Annotated in this window: 14 protein-coding genes; all 14 read right to left on the reverse strand. The window is 58.9% G+C overall.

All coding sequences use genetic code 11. From position 1 onward, the window contains the following. Positions 1-36: 36 nt before the first annotated feature. Positions 37-2,013 (reverse strand): rhamnogalacturonan lyase family protein, encoded by a 1,977-nt coding sequence (locus GXP70_RS16315; protein ID WP_162357801.1) that lies wholly within the window; start codon positions 2,011-2,013, stop codon positions 37-39. A 126-nt stretch (positions 2,014-2,139) separates the two neighbouring features. Beyond that, on the reverse strand, positions 2,140-3,747 hold the full coding sequence (locus tag GXP70_RS16320) for a response regulator (protein ID WP_162357802.1): 1,608 nt from the start codon (positions 3,745-3,747) through the stop codon (positions 2,140-2,142). Then, complete coding sequence (locus GXP70_RS16325) at positions 3,722-5,581, reverse strand: cache domain-containing sensor histidine kinase (RefSeq protein WP_162357803.1); 1,860 nt, start codon at positions 5,579-5,581, stop codon at positions 3,722-3,724. Before GXP70_RS16325 ends, GXP70_RS16320 begins: the two co-directional genes overlap by 26 nt. A 238-nt stretch (positions 5,582-5,819) precedes the next feature. Then, positions 5,820-6,332, reverse strand: coding sequence for a hypothetical protein (locus GXP70_RS16330; protein WP_162357804.1), 513 nt, complete (start codon positions 6,330-6,332; stop codon positions 5,820-5,822). Between the two features lie 189 nt (positions 6,333-6,521). Next, positions 6,522-6,737 (reverse strand): hypothetical protein, encoded by a 216-nt coding sequence (locus tag GXP70_RS16335; RefSeq protein WP_162357805.1) that lies wholly within the window; start codon positions 6,735-6,737, stop codon positions 6,522-6,524. Beyond that, complete coding sequence (locus GXP70_RS16340; RefSeq protein WP_162357806.1) at positions 6,730-7,254, reverse strand: RNA polymerase sigma factor; 525 nt, start codon at positions 7,252-7,254, stop codon at positions 6,730-6,732. Before GXP70_RS16340 ends, GXP70_RS16335 begins: the two co-directional genes overlap by 8 nt. Before the next feature lie 23 nt (positions 7,255-7,277). Continuing rightward, the gene (locus tag GXP70_RS16345) at positions 7,278-7,991 is read right to left on the reverse strand and encodes a hypothetical protein (RefSeq protein ID WP_162357807.1); all 714 of its coding nucleotides are present in this window, start codon (positions 7,989-7,991) and stop codon (positions 7,278-7,280) included. A 262-nt stretch (positions 7,992-8,253) separates the two neighbouring features. Continuing rightward, positions 8,254-9,711 (reverse strand): serine hydrolase domain-containing protein, encoded by a 1,458-nt coding sequence (locus GXP70_RS16350; RefSeq protein WP_162357808.1) that lies wholly within the window; start codon positions 9,709-9,711, stop codon positions 8,254-8,256. Between the two features lie 27 nt (positions 9,712-9,738). After that, entirely contained in the window at positions 9,739-10,941 is a 1,203-nt protein-coding gene (locus tag GXP70_RS16355) for an enolase C-terminal domain-like protein (RefSeq protein WP_162357809.1), read from the reverse strand. 41 nt (positions 10,942-10,982) lie between these two features. Further along, the gene (locus tag GXP70_RS16360) at positions 10,983-11,780 is read right to left on the reverse strand and encodes an SDR family NAD(P)-dependent oxidoreductase (protein WP_162357810.1); all 798 of its coding nucleotides are present in this window, start codon (positions 11,778-11,780) and stop codon (positions 10,983-10,985) included. 193 nt (positions 11,781-11,973) lie between these two features. Next, positions 11,974-13,722 (reverse strand): Rieske (2Fe-2S) protein, encoded by a 1,749-nt coding sequence (locus GXP70_RS16365; RefSeq protein ID WP_162357811.1) that lies wholly within the window; start codon positions 13,720-13,722, stop codon positions 11,974-11,976. A gap of 91 nt (positions 13,723-13,813) precedes the next feature. Continuing rightward, positions 13,814-14,467 (reverse strand): histidine phosphatase family protein, encoded by a 654-nt coding sequence (locus tag GXP70_RS16370; RefSeq protein ID WP_162357812.1) that lies wholly within the window; start codon positions 14,465-14,467, stop codon positions 13,814-13,816. 777 nt (positions 14,468-15,244) lie between these two features. Then, entirely contained in the window at positions 15,245-16,327 is a 1,083-nt protein-coding gene (locus GXP70_RS16375) for a Gfo/Idh/MocA family protein (RefSeq protein WP_162357813.1), read from the reverse strand. A gap of 176 nt (positions 16,328-16,503) precedes the next feature. Beyond that, positions 16,504-17,784: an ArsB/NhaD family transporter gene (locus GXP70_RS16380; RefSeq protein WP_162357814.1), complete on the reverse strand. Its 1,281-nt coding sequence runs from the start codon at positions 17,782-17,784 to the stop codon at positions 16,504-16,506. Between the last annotated feature and the right edge of the window lie 144 nt (positions 17,785-17,928).

The raw sequence follows: 17,928 nt of genomic DNA on the forward strand, positions 1-17,928 counted from the left end.
CTCCTTGGATTCGCGGGCTTTCGGCGCCGCGGCCTGCTAGCCGCGGTCTTTCCACCGCGGGAACGAATATTCGCCGCGGTAGTTGGAGTAGTTGTGCGCCTCGTACTTATCGGGTACATAGCGCACGTCCTTCGGACTGTCGGCCTGCGTGTAAATGTACATCCGGCGCGTGTCCCAGACGAGCAGCTCCTCTCGTTCGTCGCCGCACAAGTCGACCGCGTCGCAGGTCAGATCGGGATGGCCGTCATCCGGCAATGCGACGACTTGATCGCCATACCCGTCATGCAGACCGCCGTAGCGCGCGTTCGCCGAGTACAGGATCAGCTCCTTGCCGTCTCCGGTCCAGTTCACGGGCGTAATGACGTTGCCGTTGGCGCCGGTCTCGCCGGACCAGAGCCGGTTGCCCTTGCAGTCGTACAGCGCGATGATGCCCGTGTTGCGCCAGAACGTCGTGACGCAATATTCCAACCCGGGCAGCTCCGGCCTGTAGTTGGCGACGCTGACGCGCTGCGCATGGCCAAGCATGTCTTGCACGAGCACGCTGCCGTTCTGATCCGCGAGGACGAAGCCGTCTTCGCCGCTCGACATCGCGATAAGCAGCTCGTCCTTGTCGGGATCGAAGCGGCCGATGACGATCTCGTCGACGTGGCAATGCATGCCGGGCAGCTCCCATAACCGCTCGCCTTCGCTGCTTAACAGCGTATGTCCGGCGACGAGCTCGTCCTTGCCGTCGCCGTTCATATCGTAGCTGTACGGGAAATGACCCGCATTGACATATTGCTGCCAGAGCAAATTGAATTGGTTGTCATACGCCCAAAGATTGTTGTACCTGTCTTTGATCAACAAATCCGACGGCCTTGCGCTGCCGCTGAAATTGCAGATGCGGATGGAATCGACGACGATCCGGTCGAACGTGACGTTCTGATAAATCACGAAGCGGTCATGGGGTATTTTGCATGGCGTCGGCATAGAGGCTTTCGTCTTGCCCGTTCTTCCATCGGCAATGATAAGCTTGAAGTCCTTGCAATAAATCACTTCGTTGAAGCCGTCTCCGTCGATATCGTAGATTTGCACCGGGACATCCGCCGTCAGCATGCCGTTCCTCGGATCCGGCTCGCCGATCTGCCAGAGGACGCGTCCATCCAGATCGACGGCCGTGATACAGCTGATCATGCATTCGTCGCAGCTATTCAAGCTCTCCATGTTCTGAATGAACAACAGATCCTTGATCCCGTCTCCGGTCAAATCGCCGTATCGAATGCTTCTTGCCGCGCCGAAATCATGCAGGTCAAGCGTTCGCCACAGCTTCGGAGCCGGATAATGGCTCCGCTTGGCGAGAAGCCGATCCTGCTTCGCCTGGATACGGGCGGATACGTCTTGCAGTTCAGGCTGCGTCATATCGACGGTCACGTTGGAGAAGCGCGCTTCCGTCAGCGCCGCGATGGCAACGTTGCCGTAATCATAACTGCCGTCAACCACGGTCAGCACCTGCCTGCCGTCGATGGAACAGGTCAGCGTCTGATCCTGCACATGGGCGCCGAGCCGGTACGCATGATCGGAATCGTACGCGAAGGAGGCGCGGGCGAGAACGATCAGGTCCTCCTCTTCTTTCTTGTACACGACCGCTTCCGTCCCGCCGCTCAGGCAGAACCAGTAGAAATGCCTGCTGTCCATGTACCGGAACCCGATCCCGCAGTCGCTTCCCGCGGCGCGAAGCGGCCAGACCGTCGCGCCGAGCTCGTAATTGCGCCATTCTCTCTCGCCCGTGACGAGCATCGGGATCGTCGTGCATGCTTCGACGTACATCCCCTGCTCCAGCTCGCGGATACCCTCGCGCTCCTTGATCATCCAGCATTTGCGGCCGGTCCACGAGGTGTCTTTGTTCGGTTCATACCAGATGCCGGTATCGCCGGGACGATAATAATGATACTCCCCGATCGCGGTTATATCCGTCGGCAGGTAACCGAGCGGTAAGGACTTGAATTGTTCGTCCACTATTCTGATCGTGCTCATCGGACCCTCCAATCGGAAATTCGGAAGATGGCCTTGCCCAGCAGCGCTGCTTATAGCACGAGTATAAAGGAAAGGCGAAGCTGTCGAATAGCGGACGACGATGACATCAATGCCGGAGAACCATGACTATTGGCTGTCGCGGGCGACTTCGCCGGGCGTCATTCCCCAATGCTTGCGGAACAGTTTCGTGAAATAACCGAGGTCCTTGAACCCGACCAGCCTGGACGCTTCGTATACTTTCGCGCCGCCCTGCAGCAGCTTGCGGGCCCGTTCCATCTTCAGCAGCCGACCGTAATCCGTAAAGGTCTGGCCCGTCTCCTTCTTGAACAGCCGGCTGAGGTAAGAAGGATCGACGAACAGCCGCTCGGCGATTTCATGCAGGCTTAGCTCCTGATCCATCGCTTCGTCGATCAGCCTCGCGACCTCGGCGACGAGCCGGTTGCCGAACAAGCTCCGCTGCTCTCTCCCGTAATCCAGATACTGCTGCACGGTTCCGGTCAGCCATGCGTACGTCTGATTGTCCGCCAGCAGCTGCGCCGGCTGCAGGAAATAAGCGTAATGCGCCTTGACCACCTCGCGCACCGGCCAGCCTTGCAGCCGGATCATGCGCAGGAGCAGGCTCTGGATCGACAGCACCTGCTCCTGCAGCGCTTCGACCGACGTGGCCGATTCGAACGTTTCGCGGTACCAGGCTTCGATGCATGCTTGCGCCAGCGCGCCGTCGCCGATCTCGAGCGCCTGCTGGATTTGCTTCTCGAACATTCGGAAATCCGGCAATTGCGAGGCGACGGGATGATCGTTATACGGGATGACGATATTGCCGCCGTAGAGTACGCGTTCATTGAGCGCTGTTCTTGCTTGCCCGTAGGATCTGGCCAGATCGCCTCGCGATACTTTGGCGCCCATGCCGGCGCTGGCCGTTACCTTCAAGCAGTCCTTGATGATCGCCAGCAGCTTGGAGCAATAGGTATTGGCCTGCCGGATCAGCTCGTCCTCGTCCGCTCCTTTTGTTTCGGCGAACAGTACGACGAGCTGCAATTTCTCCCCGGGAAACACGGCCGCAACGGCATGGCCGAGATATTCGCTTGCGATCGATTGCAGCGCGAACTGCAGCAGCGGACCGTCTGCGGCGGTAAACCGGGTGTCCGCGGCATCGAGCGGGTCGGCTTCGATGACGGCCGCAATGAACGCCTTCGGCGCAAGCAATTGCCGCTCAAGCATGTATTCGCCCGCGTAACGGACGATCTCCGCGTCCGAGTAGCTCCCTTGCACCAGATGCAGCAGGAACGAATGCCGAAGGAACGGCAAGTGGCTCTGCCATTTCTGCTGCAGCTCCTGCCGGCTATGCTCCAATTCGCGTTCCCTGCGAATGGCGTCCGCCGTCTTGGACACCGCTTGGGCGAGCTCCGGATTGCCGACCGGCTTCAACAAATAATTGTCGGCGCCCAGCTCCAGCGCAGTACGGGCGTACTTGAAATCGTCATGCCCGCTGAGGATCACGAAACGGAGCTTTTCCCCTTCGGCTTGCAGCTTCCGAACGAGGCTCAACCCGTCCATGTCCGGCATTTGAATATCGAGCAGCAGAATGTCCGGCTTGCGCTGTCTGACGAGCGCGAGCGCCTCTGATCCGCTCTTGGCCATCCCGACGACTTCGATGCCGTGTTCCTCCCACGGAATGTTGTAGACCGAATTATATAAGAGGCGAATTTCATCCTCGGCGACGAGCAGCTTCATCGGCTTCTTCCTCCTTAAGCGGTATGTTGTCCTGCATGTTAAGCGCGCCGAGCGGAATGCGCACGATCACTTCCGTGCCTTGCCCTTCCTTGCTGTCGACGCGCAGTTCGGCTTGATCGCCGTAATATAGCTTCAAGCGGGAGCAGACGTTCTTAAGCCCGAAGAACTCGCCCGACTGTCCGTCGGCCTGCAGCATGAAGACGCTCGAACGTATGCGCGCCAGCTCGGCCTGCAGCTGCAGCAAGCGGTCTGAGGGAATGCCGGCGCCGGTATCGCGGACGGCAACGCACAGCATGTCCTGCCGAATCGCGGCTTCCAGCATGAGCGCGCCGCCCGCGGGCGTTTTCTCCAGCCCATGATGGATCGCGTTCTCGACGATCGGCTGCAGCAGCAGTTTCAGAATCGGCAGCGTTCCGCATGGCTCGTCGATGCGGCATTCCCACGTGAAATGATCGGCGAACCGCAGCTGCTGGATCCGAATGTAATAGCCGAGATGCTCGATCGTCTCATCCAGCGTCGAGGTGTCCTTCCCTTTGGTCAGGCTCAAGCGGAAGAACTTCGACAGATTGAGCACCATCTCGCTGATTTCTTCGGCGTCGTAATTGATCGCGCTGCTGTAGATCGAATCCAGCGTGTTGTACAGAAAATGCGGGTTAATCTGCGATTGCAGAAATTTCAGCTCGGTTCTCGTTTTCTCCACCTGCTGCTCGTAAATATCCTGGATGTACTGCTTCTGCTGCGCGGCCATCTGATTGAACGATTCCGTCAGCACGCCGAACTCGTCGACGCGGTTATGCTTCAGATGCACATCCAGCCTGCCGTTTCGTAACTGGTAGATGCCTTTCAAGAGCGTGGAGACGGGAGCGGATATGCCGGTGTAGACGATGACCGAGATGAACAGCGCCAGCAGGACGCTGAGCAGGATCAGGACATAGATGAACCGCTGCAATTTGATCGATTCCTGATTAATGATGCGCTCGGGCTGCGCAAGCAGCATCGACCAGCCGGATTTCGGCGAGATGACGCTCGTCACGAATAAGTCTTGCCGGCCGCTCGATTCGTAATGCTGGATATAGCTCTCGTTGTTGTGCGGGATTTGAAAAGGAAGCGTGCGGCTGCCGGTGTTGGACACGATGACCTTATTGTCGGGGGCGATCAGGAAAAACTTCGTTTCCGGCGTCGTGATCAGTCCCTGGCACAGCTGTAGCAGCGTATCGCGTTCGACCGTAATGCCGACGACGTGGGAATGCTGCCTGCCGTAGTTGAAGCCCATTTCCCGCAGGAGCAGGATCGCGTCGCGGTTGTCGAGCGGATCGGACTCGTCGCCCGAGGCAATACCGTCAGGATTGTACATGAGCGAAGTTCCGCCGCCGAGGATCGCCTGCTTGTACCAGTCCTTGGCTTCGTAGTCGATGCGGCTGCCGCCGGTTTCACGGGAGATGATCATGTTCAAGTTGGAATGCAGGATCCAGACGTCGGACAAGTAATCGCTTCCAATCGTGTATTGCCTTAAGTAGTCCCATAGCTGGCTCGCGCTAATAATCATGTTCGTCTCGCTCTCGTCCTTGTTCAATAAGTCGTTCATGTAAGTGTTGTTCGCGATCGATAAGCTGAATTGGTTAAGGTTCGCCATGATTTGATCGATATTCCCGAGCGAGGACAGCATCGCCGCCCGAGTCCGCTCCCCGGCTTGCTTCAGCACGATCTGCTTGCACTGGGCGACGGCGTATAAGGATACGAGAGTAAGCGGTACTATCGACAGCAGGAAGAAGAACGTCAGACGAAACTGAATGGATTTTCTGAAATGCGAGAAGAACGACCGGCTCCGTTTCATGGCTTGGCTGCCCCCTATGGCAATAGGTATAGATAATGAACGATACGAAATTAGACGTCGCATCCTCCTAAAAGTTTCCACGCGCTAAAAGTTTCCACGCGGGATGAAGTCATTCGGTTCGAGGCGAGCGGATAAACCTCTAGATGCGCAAGCGCTTGATCAAGCATGCACGGGAGCATGCCAAAAGCACGCTGCCTAAGGCAGCGCGCACTTCCTCTTCATGAACAGGACCATCCGTTCAATTGTTCTGCTGCAACAAATATAATGCCCGGTACAGCTGCAGCAGCTCGGATTCCTTCTCGGCAATTAGCCGAGACAGCGCCTCCGCGTTCGCCGCGGCCGGGTCGAAACCGTCTGCCGGAGCGGCCCATTCCGCCGAACGGCCGTCTTCTTGCGTCATCGCCGGAGCAGTCGAATCGTTCGTCGCCTCATTCCCCATCTCCGTATCGTTGCGCCGCTTCATGCTGTATCCGAACGTAATGGTGACCCATTCATCCGCCTCGAGCCGTCCGAAGACGCGATAAATATGCATGTATTTCTCGAAGATGGCGCTAACGATCTGCCTGCGTTCCCATCCCAGAATGCCCATATTGTCCTTCGCGCGGTACACGGCCTGCATCAGCTGAAAATCGTTCAGCTTGCCGCGCGTGCGCTCGATCAGGTCGAGCTCCTCGATAAACACGGAGAATATTTGATAGAACAGCTCCGTTTCTTTGACCATCTCATGCTCCGATATGATCGGCCGTTCCATGCTCGCTCCCCCCTTGCTTCCATCTCTATAAGGTTCGCGGCGGCCGTTCGTTTTCAGGACATTCGAAGAAGAACGGATCCGCCCTCCTGCCCGGCAGTCCGTCCTTCAAGCGTTCTTCCGATTCGATTTGCGCTTGCGATATGCCTTCTCCGATAGTTCCTTGCAAGGTCCAAGAAGATCAGCAGACGGCTATACGGCCTTGGCGCTATGGAACGGCATATGGGCGATGAGCTCGCTCCACCACGCGTAGCCTAGATCTTCGGCATGGATAATGACGTCTTGCCCGATCGCGGGTTCAGCCAGCTGCAAGCCGTCCCACACCGATCCCGTCCAATCGGCCAGCAGCCGGTCCAGCGCCGTATCCACCTCGGGAGGCAAGCTGCTCATGTTCGTTAATTTACTCATTCGAAATCCTCCTTCCGCCGACAGGGGCCGACTCCAGCAGCTTCAATTTCTCGGCGAGCAGCTTCCGTGCTTGTGAAATCTTGTACCGAATCGTTCCGGGCGGCTGGTTCAGCATCATGCCGATCTGCGCGCTGGTCAATTCGCCGAGCACCTTCATCAGCAGAATGCAGCGCAGCTCCTCGGGCAGCGCATTGATATGCGTCTCGATATCGCGCAGCCGCTCGCGTCCGGCAAGGACGCCGGAGATATCTCCGCCGGCGCTTCCGCCGGCCGAAGCCGTCTTCAGCTGCGCATCCACCTTGCTGCGGTGCGCGCTGCGCCGGTAATGGTCCTTGAGCCCGTTGGCGGCGATCGAGAAGATCCAGTACAGCCGCTCGTCGGGCGGAATGGCCGCCGCGGCCTCAATCCGGTTCCAGACTTTCAGGAAGCTGTCCTGCAGCAAATCCTTGGCAAGCTCCTTATTGTTCGTCCGTCCGAACAGGAAGGCGAAGATCGGCTTCGAATGCATTTCGTACAAGTCCCGGAACAATTCCTTCCGCATCACGCACCCGGCGCGATATCGGGATCCGTCACGGTGATTTCGCCGAGCTTCGTTTCGGCGAGCAGCTGCAGCAGCGGCACGAGCGCTTTCGGCGCATGCAAATCGCCGATCAGGCTGAGTTCCTTGACCTTCTGCTTCAGCAGCGCCGCATCGACGTCCGCTTCGATATGGCAGCTGCCGATAAGAACCATGCTCATCGGACTGTCGATCAGTTCGAAGAACGCCCTGGAGAACGTTTCTTCCCCGATGAAGACGCGAGGCGCATCCGTCTTGTAATAGATGATCTGCCCTGTCACGCGCGAGAAGCTGGAAGCGAGCAGCGCTTCCGATTTCTTCGGCGCCAGCAATTGACCCGCCAAGATGATCGTTCCGAATCCCACCTTCACAATCGGCGACGAAATGATGATCTGCCCCGCTAACACGAGCACATCGTCCGGGGAGCCGTTGTCATTCGCGAAGACTTCCCCGCTTAACGTGAACTGGCCGGAGAACACTTTCACTTGGGCGTTAGGACCCGACGGCGCAGGCAGCGTCACCGTCATGCCGACGTTGCGCTGCGGAATCCTCATTAACGCATCCGATAACGATTGCGGCACGAGGATCAAGCCTACATTCTGAATGAGACCGATCCCGGTCAGCTCCGTCGTGCTCTTCCCCGACAAATCGAGCATACCCAAATTCTCGATCGTAACGCCTTGCGCGATATCCGTCATACCAGATTCCTCCACTCGATTAAGTTGCTTTACAACCAGAATAACGTTCGAAACCGCCGACTGTTGGACGATGAGCGAAAATAAAACCAAAAAAGCCCTTCAACCGATAGACAGCGTCTTACCGGTATCCGGGCTTCGTCGGTTGCAGCCGATCGTATGGCTTCAGACGGACATCGTCGTCGACAGGGAATCCGGGCGAGCATAAACGACTCCGCTACCCGGCTCCGATTCCGTTGCCGCGATCGACGCCGAGCTGCCGATCTTATGCATCGGCAGCGATGCGGCTGCCCTTCACTGGCGGCATTAGCTCGCTTGGTCCGAAGTTGACGTTCGCCTTGATTTCGAGCGTGATCTGTCCGCCGTCCAGGCGGCACATGATCGAGTGGCAGAACGGCGTCTCGATATAACGCACGGTTATGGCGATCGAAGTCTCGTCTTGCCACGTGAAGCTTGCGGCGATGCGCTGCTCTTTGCCATGATTCTGCGCCGTCTGTACGATCCAGGCCTCCCGGCCGCATCGGACCTCATGTTCGCCCTGAGCGTCCCGCAGCAGAATCGCCGCTTCCTGCTCTTCGAAAAGGATGCCGAATGTCGACCAGTGCAATGAATTGTCTTCAAGCCCGTACCGTCCGCTCAGCTCGTCTTCCCGTGATGACGAAGCCGTCTGCCGCGGAGCGGGCAGATCCAAACGTTGAATCCGCTCGGCTAATTTCATCGCATGCTCCTCGTCCGCAGGCAGGGGAGCCGGAGTCATGGCCGGGAGCAAATGCGCCCATACGGCGTTCAACACCGCTTGCATGTCGTTCGTCGCCGCCGTAATCGCCACGACGGCATCCTGATCAGGCATGACGATGCAGTATTGTCCGAAGGCGCCGTCCCCGCGATAGACGTCGTGCCGGCAGCGCCAGAATTGGTAACCGTAGCCTTGCGCCCAGTCGTTCTCGCCGCCGTCTCCGTTGGAAATATGCTTGGTCGTCGCTTCGTCGATCCAGGCCTCGGACAGGATCCGAGTTCCGTTCCACAGCCCTTTGCGCAAGTATAGCTGGCCGAACTTGGCGATGCTCTCCGTCGTCACGCTGAGTCCCCAGCCGCCGACGGCAATGCCGCGCGGGCAGGTTTCCCAAGTCGCGCCGAAGATGCCAAGCGGCGTCAGCAGCCGCGGCTGCAAATAATCCAGCAGCGACTGCCCGGTCACCTTGTTCAGAATCGCGGACAGCATGTACGTGGCTCCGCTGTTATAGACGAAATGCGAGCCCGGCTCGCGATCGACCGGCCGGCTCAGGAATGCTTCAGCCCAGTTGCCGTTCTCCTGCTTCCACAGCGCATCCGTCGTATCCTGCTCGTGACCGGTGCCCATCATGAGCAGGTGGCGGATTCGCATGGCGCGCAGATTCGCGGAAGGCTCGGCCGGCGCTTCGTCCGGAAAGAACGAGATGACGGCATCGTCCACCGTCAGAAGGCCTTCCGATACGGCGAACCCGATGGCGGTCGACGTGAAGCTCTTGCTCAGCGAGAACAGCAGATGCGGCAGCTCCGCCGCATACGGCTGCCACCAGCCTTCGGCGACGACATGATCGTGCCGGAGCACCATGAAGCTGTGAAGCTCGAGATTCTTCGCCGCGATTTCGTCCAGAAACGCGACGAAGGCGGACGATGCGACGCCTTGCGATTCCGGGTTGCCGCGCGGCAAGGCGAGATCGTCTCTCACGTGGATGCTCATTCGCGTTCACTCCTTCTTCGGATAGGATTAAGGTCTTACCGATGTGCCGTCAGGCGTGCGGGACAGCGTCCATGCAGGCAGACGGTTCTCGCACGGATAAGCGGCCGCGAGCTTCTCGTCGATATCGATGCCGAATCCCGGCTTGTCGTTCGGATACGCGTAACCGTTGCGAAGCTCCGGACAGCCCGGGAACACTTCCTTGATCTTCTCGGAGAAGCCGTACCACTCTTGAATGCCGAAATTGATCGAGCTGATGTCCAGATGCAGGTTGGCCGCGTGGCCGACCGGCGATACGTCGCCAGGGCCGTGCCAAGCGGTGCGAATGCTGAACGCTTCGCATAGCGTTGCGAGCTTCTTCGCCGGCGTCAGTCCGCCGATTGCGCTAATGTGGCAGCGGATGTAATCGATCAGCCGGTTCTGGATAAGCGGCATCCATTCGCGCGAATGCACGAACAGCTCGCCCATCGCGATCGGCGTGGACGTCTGGCTGCGCAGCGTCTCGAACCAGTCGATCTGCTCGGGCGCAAGCGGGTCTTCCAGGAAGAACAGCCGGTGCGGCTCGAGATCCCTGGCCAGCCGGACAGCGTCGATCGGCACCAGCCGCTCGTGGATATCATGCAGCAGCTCGACTTCAAACCCGATCGTGCTGCGGAGATGCTCGAACATGCGCGGTACGCTGCGGGCATAGGCCTGCGGATCGAAGTAAGCGCCCGGCAGGGCGTTATCCGGCTGATGCAGCTGGTGGTTCCGGCCGCCGTAGCCGCCCATCTGGCAGCGGACATACCGGAGACCCTGCTCCATGAACTTGCGTACGTTCTCTTCCACTTCGCGCTCGTCCCGTCCGTCGGCATGCCGGTATACGGCGGCCGCTTCGCGGCATTTGCCGCCCAACAGCTGGTACACCGGAAGTCCGGCGATCTTGCCCTTCAGATCCCACAGCGCCATATCGACGCCGGACAAGGCGTTGTTCAGCACTGGGCCGTTGCGCCAGTAGGAGCTGACCATCGCCGTTTGCCACAGGTCCTCGATCCGGTGCGGATCTTTGCCGATCAGGAATGGCTTCAGGTACTCTTCAATCGCGGTCGCGACCGCCAGATAACGCTGTGTGAAGGTCGCGCAGCCGAGGCCGTACAGCCCGGGTTCGGACGTTTCGATTTTGACCACGACGAGGTTAATGCCCTCCGGCGCGGTAAGGATTGTTTTGACATCACGTATTGTTAAGTTCGACATGTTTTTTCCACTCTCCCGTTTGTATGATTCGCTTGCGATGTTTAATTCCAGCCCGTGCTTCCGCTTCGCTCCGGCATGCCCGGCAGAATCAGTCCGCCGTCGACCCGGATCGTCGTGCCGGTTACGTACGAGGATGCCTCGGACGCCAGCCAAGCGACCGCTTCGGCGATATCGGCGGGCTTGCCCATCCGCGAGAGCGGAATTTTCTTCCCGAGCTCCTGGAAGTGGGGCTCCCAGTCCGGATTATTCCGCACCTGTATCGCCCCGGGGGCGACGCAGTTGACGCGGATGCCGTGCGCGGACAAGTCGAGCGCGGCCGATTGGGACGCGCGCGTAAGAGCGGCCTTCAAGCCGCCGTACGCCCCGTCGCCCGGATAGGCTCGCTCCGCCCGCGACGACGTAATATTGACGATCGAGCCGTTCAGCCCCTGCTCTGCCATATGGGTGGAAATCTTCTGCATCAGCACCATGGGCGCCCGGAAATTAGAGCCGTACAAGCGATCCATGACCGCAACGTCGAGCGACTGGATTTCTTTGAATCTCGTCACCCCTGCGTTGTTCACCAGCACGTCGATGCTGCCTAGCGCTTCCACCGCGAAGGCGGCCAGCTCGCCGGGCATTTGCGGTTCGGCCAGATCGCCCTGGAACACATGGCATGTCCGGCCGTAGTCTTCCCTGATCTGCTTGGCGATAGCGTTCGCTTCGTCGGGTTCGGCATAATGAGCGATCGCCAGATCGTAGCCCAGCGACGCCAGCTTCAGCGCGATGCCCGCGCCGATGCCCATACTGGCGCCCGTGACGAGCGCCGTTCGATTGCGTGAGGATTGCCCAGTGCTCATCGGTGTTCGATTCCTCCTGTTCATGTAAACCCTTACAGAATCAAGCGTTGCCATGCGATTGTTACGATTAATGCTGCAATGGACGAGACGCGCATGCGATGCGTGCGCGGGCTTCCCGATCGCGCGCGGCCATGCGCGACCACACGCGACCGAGCGTGGCCACGCGCGTCTTCGTCCGCGCGATGATCGCGCGTTATTCCTCGAACAGCTTCTCGCCGCGATAGAGTCTCCAGGCAATCCGCGCGGTGTGCGGCGTCTCCCGGGCGGTCGGCGCATGAGCGGCCAAATACCGCGCGGCGGCAAGCAGCAGCGTCTCCTTCGCGCGCTCCGCGAACGGATCGCCGCGGTCGTTCCAATGATCGTACGCGGTCATGGCGGCTTCATAGAGCTGGAACGTATGGAATTCCGCGTCTTCGCGCAGAAGCGCATGGCCGAGCGTATTGATCAGCGCTGCCCGGTCGCCGCCTGCCTGCAAGTAACGGACGACCCAAGCCGCAGCCTCGTTCACCTGCTGCCGCTGATCCATTAACTGCAGCAGCTCTTCCAGCGCAGGCGGTTGATCGGCAGGCGCCGGCTTCGGCCGCGCGGCCGGAGGCACGTTCAGGAAGCGGTCCAGATAGACGCTGACCGCGCCGTAGAAGATCGCCCGCAGCTGCGGGCGCCCGCCGCGCGCGATGGTTTCGTGGACGGCCTGCGCGTACGTGAACGTATGCAGCACCGCAATCCAGTCGCCGAAATCGTTCTGCGTGTGGAAGCGGACGATGCGTTCGGCCGCTGCCAGGACGACTAGGCGCGCCAGCTGGAGCGGATCCGCGCCGTCCTTGATGCATTGAAGCAGCGCATCGATCGTCGCAAGCGGCTGATCGCCGAGCAGGACGGCCACGAGACGCTCTTCCTCATCCGGGGCGAGCGGTCGGCGTGCATGCGCGTCGCCGTCCTCGGTCAGCTGGCCGAACGCGTCGCGAAGCGGTTCGACCAGATTGATCGGCGCCTGCCATTGATGCAGCTCTTCGCTGCGGGTCGGATTGCCGAGCAGCGGCACGAGCGAAGCGAGCACCTGCGCCTTCTTCTCCGGCAGGACGAAGCCGAGCGATTCGAACGCCTTGTTGTGGAAGTCCAGCGTATGCCCGCCATCGAGGTAGAAATGGTCGTTAACCGCTTTCAGCATCATATCCGCGAGCTCCTGATCGGACGCGCCTCTCGCAATGGCGGTAAGCAAGATCCGCTCCGCTCCCTGCGTGTCCCGGACCTCGATGCAGTTCCGGTACCAAGCGGTCAGCCGTTCCTGCGTGACGTCGCCGCTCGGCAGCTTGCCGAGCAACGGGCGCTCCGCGCGGCCGCTGCTGCTGCGAGCGACGTGATGCAGCCCCTGATAGAGCGCCAGCAGCTTGCCCATCTTGTCCAGCTTCGGCAGAATGCGCGTCATCGCCGTCAAGATCGTGAGCCCCGAATTCCACCCCCCGCTCAAGCGCGTGCCGTGCTCGATGCCGATCCGTGCGATTTCGACGGCCGGAACGCCGGATTCCAGCAGCCCGACGACGGCCTTGGCGATGACGATGCCGATGTTCTGCTCCAGCCCGCTCTTCAGCCGGTCCAGCTGCATCCCGGCGTCGCGCACCGTGCGGGATCGCGAATGCACCCATACGCCGTCGTCCTCGACCCTTACTTCATGCGCTGGAACGTCGTCCGCCCAAGGATCGAACGTCCCTCCGCTGCATACGTCGAAACGCGCGTGATGCCAATGGCAGGTCAGGATGCCGTCGCACAAGCTTCCGACATGCAGCGGAAAACCGAGATGAGGGCAACGGTTGTCCACGGCGTAAACCTGTTCTTCGTGATGAAACACAGCGATGCCGCCTTTAATGACTTTAGCTCGCTCTTGTTGAATTTCTTGCAATGATCCGGCGAATATCCAGTCGGTCTTCTCCGCTTCCGTCAGCATTGACAACAAACCCCTTTCGGCTCGCTTGAATGGCATTCCTCCCCATTGTATCAGCCGAAAGCGCTTTCGAATATCCAGAATTCCGACAAAATCACAATTTCATGCCCATGAATGATTCCGGCTGCGGACCGATCGTCTTCAGATGATCGACGAACGCGAAGCGTTCCAGCTCGAAAATCCCCCGCGTGCAGGTTGCTTTCGTGATCGAGCACTCGCTGATCAGACTGCTTTGCCTCTGAATGAAGTTCGGGTGAAACCGCTCCAACTTGCACTCCGGAATGACGTTGATCAGAAAATCGGTCAAGATCCCCCCGTGGGTGACGATAACGATACTCTCCCGAGGATGAGCAGCGGATAAATCGAGCAGACACGAGGCAAACCGATCCCCTGCCCGTCTTGCGGAATCGCCGATCGGCGGCGCAAAGCCGCGTTCGCGCGTGCATCTGTCCCACATGGCGACGAATTCGTCGAATGACTGTCCGGGGACATCCCCCCAATTCGCGCGCTCCCGCAGCCGCACGTCTTCCGATATGGCCGCGCCTGTCGCCTGCGCGATGATGGCCGCCGTTAGCACGGCTCTGCGAAGCGGGCTGGATACGATCCTGCTAATGCTCCCTTGAACAGCCACTTCGCTCAGCCAGCGAGCGGTCGCTTGCGCTTGCAGAATGCCGGCTTGCGTGATCGGGACGTCGCCGATCCCTTGATCTTTCCGGGCATGCCGCACGAGATAAAAGTCGGTCTTCATCATTCTCAGCTCCTTATGCGATAACAATAGCGAGGGCATGAGGTTGACAGCCGTCATGTGCCGTCACACTTCGCGCAGGGATCTGCGCGAAGTGCCGCAATGCGTTTGCCCTCTTATCGAGATTTGCCGCTCAATCAAGATTGGCCGCTCAATTTAAATTTGCCGTTCACCTAATTTGATATATATCTAATTTATAGGCAATGAAGTCTCTTGGCAATACCTTCTTGCTTGAATGGCCAGGCTGTCGAGAAAATATACGAAATCGCATCGCTCAACGAGCCCCCCTGCAACGGACACAGAATCCGCTATTTGTATGGAAATCGGTGTTTTGGCTGGCGATCGGACACAGGATTCGTTATTGCCCCCGGATCTGCTTGTAGGGTGAAATAGCGCATCTCCTGTCCGCAAGCGCACGGAAAGACAAGGAAAGCCGGCCAATAACGCATCTCTTGTCCGCTTCCTTGCTTCGACGGCAGTGCTGCTGCCCAGCCGGATACAAAGCCGATGATCCAAGCGATTTCGGTTGTAATACCGAGGAAGCGTCTGTCGCTGGACTTTATCGACAAACTGACCATACTTGCTTGGATGGCACTACTTTTGATACTTGAATGGCACTACTTTTCTTGCTTGAATGGCAATACCTTTCTTGCATAAGCGGCGCTAATTGGAAGCGGCGCAAGTCCGGGACAGCCGCGAGCCTGCAACAAAAGAACGGCTCTACAGCAAAAGGAACCCGCAACGATCGCGGGTTCCTCTTCTCGATAGATAAGTCATGTATTAGCGCGGCAGTTCGATCGATACTTCTTTGCGGGCTTCCGCCGAACGAAGAACGCCGTCGATGATCGCTTGCTGAATCAGGATTTGCTCGCCCGGGATCGGAGCCGGACGGTTGTCGCGGACCGCTTCCGCGAAGTCGTGCACCTTCTGATCGAACAGGTTCAATTGGTGCTGAACGAGCGGAACCGCCGTCGACGTCTGGCCGCCGAATTCGTCATGGAACATCGTAATGGAGCCGACCGCGCCGTCCCATACGCCCGACCAGTTGCCCGTGCCCGCAGGCGTAACTTTCAGGCCTGCGTCCGTGCCGAGGAACAGCGTCGAGCCGAGCGAATCCATGTGCATCGCCCACGAGATCTTGAACTGCAGCACGAGATCGTTCTCGAAGCGCACCATCGCTACGCCGAAATCCTCGACCTCGAACTTGCTCGCTTCCGGGTGGTACAGCGGGTTCGTGCCGAAGTGATTGGAGGTGAACGCGGATACCGTCACCGGACGCGGATAGCCGAGCGTGTTCAGCGCCATGTCGAGCGAGTAGCAGCCGATATCCGCCATCGCGCCGGCACCGGCCAGCTTCTTGCTGATGAACGTGCCGCCAGGCATGCCGCGGCGGCGTCCGCCGCCCGTTTCGACGTAGTACACGTTGCCGAGACGGCCGGATTGCACGATTTCCTGAAGCAGCTTCATGTTCGGGTCATAGCGCGGCTGGAAGCCGAGCGTCAGCATTTTGCCGCTTTCCTTCGCGGCTTGCGTCATTTCGATGCCTTCCTGCAGCGTGACGGACATCGGCTTCTCGAGCAGGACGTTCTTGCCCGCGCGAAGCGCGTCCACCGTCGTTATATGGTGCGATACGTTCGGCGTACAGATGCTCACGCCGTCCAGGTCCATGCGGAGCAGCTCGGTATGCGTGTCGAACGAAGCCGCTTCCTTCAGCTCGTTCGCTTCGGCGAATGCCGCCGACTTGCCCGGAATGACGTCCGCTACGCCGACGATTTCCACGTAGGGCAGCTTCTTGTATGCGGATACATGGGCTCTTGCGATGCCCCCGGTTCCGATGATCCCGATACGAATCTTTTTGCTCATCTCTGATCCTTCTTTCTATGAAATGGTTTGGCGGTGACCAGTACCTCATTAACGTTACAGAACGACAATAGCATATTGCAGAGCCATTGTTTACTTCAAATTGATGTCACGAAACTGCAAGTTTACGCCATAACCTGCCTGTCGCCGCTTCGACATAGGCGCCGCCGCCTGATGCGTTACATCAAATATCGGACATACACATACGCGCTTGATAGAATAATGGATAGCAGCATCAACGGAAAAGCGATTTTCATATAGGCCATGAACCGGATCGGGTAGCCTTCCTTGGCGGATAGTCCGGCCGTGATCAGATTGGCGCTGGCGCCGATCAAGGTGCCGTTGCCGCCCAGGCACGCGCCGAGCGCGAGGCTCCACCACAAGGGCTCCAAATTATCGACGCCCATATTCCCCATCTCTTGAATCATCGGAATCATCGTGGCGACGAACGGGATATTGTCCAGGAAAGCGGACGCCACCGCGCTGAGCCATAAGATCAGCATGGACGTCGCGGCGACGTCGCCCCCGGTAAGCTCGATCGCCCGTGCCGCCAGATCCGCGATGACGCCGGTTTCCACAAGCCCCGCCACGAGCGAGAAGAGGCCGATGAAGAAGAAGATGGTCATCCACTCCACTTTGCCGAACGCTTCTTCCATATGCCGCTCGCCCGTTAACAGCAGCAGGATGAAAGCGCCGCTTAACGCGATCGCGGCGGATTCCGCGTGAATGATCTGATGCAGGAAGAAGCCGGCGATCGTAACGCCGAGTACGGCCAAGCATTTAACCAGCAGCTTGACGTCCGTGATCAGGCCGGCTTGCTCGAGCTCCATGATCGCCCTGATCCGTTCCGGCTCCGCTCGCATTTGCTTCCTGAACAAGAGAACGAATAGCGGAATATAGGCGGCCATGATGATGATCACGATCGGCGTCAAATTGGCGATAAACGCGCCGAACGTCAGCTCCTTCACCGCGCTGCCGATCATAATATTCGGCGGGTCGCCGATTAGCGTGGCCGTTCCGCCGACGTTGGACGCGATGATTTCGGCCATCAGGAACGGAATCGGCGTGATTCGCAGCTGCCTCGTAATGCTGAAGGTGACGGGAACCATCAAGAGCACGGTCGTGACGTTATCCAGGAAGGCCGAGCCGACGGCCGTGATCACCGTCAATGCGACCATAATACGGACGGGCTTCCCTTTCGCCCGTTTGGCGGCCCAGATCGCGATGAACCTGAACAGCCCCGTGTCGGCCGTAACCGAGACGATGATCATCATGCCGATCAGCAGCCCCAGCGTGTTGAAATCGATGTGCCGGAGCACGGTTGCCTGGTCGACGATGCCGCTGAGCACGACGAGCAGTCCACCGAGCATGGCGACGATCGTGCGATGGATTTTCTCCGAAATCAGAAGCGCGTAGGAGAGTAAGAAGATAACGATAGCCCAAACGGCCTGGTGTTCCATGGCTGCATGCCCCTTTCTCTTATACCGCATAGGATTACCGAAAAAAGACGAAAAGAGCCCGTCAATGACAGGCTCCACCGGTAAATCGATATGCGATTGCTGCTATTAGCTTACACGCTGCCGCCTGGCTTGTAAAGGCTTTGG

Source organism: Paenibacillus lycopersici, from assembly GCF_010119935.1.
GTDB classification, from domain to species: domain Bacteria; phylum Bacillota; class Bacilli; order Paenibacillales; family Paenibacillaceae; genus Paenibacillus_Z; species Paenibacillus_Z lycopersici.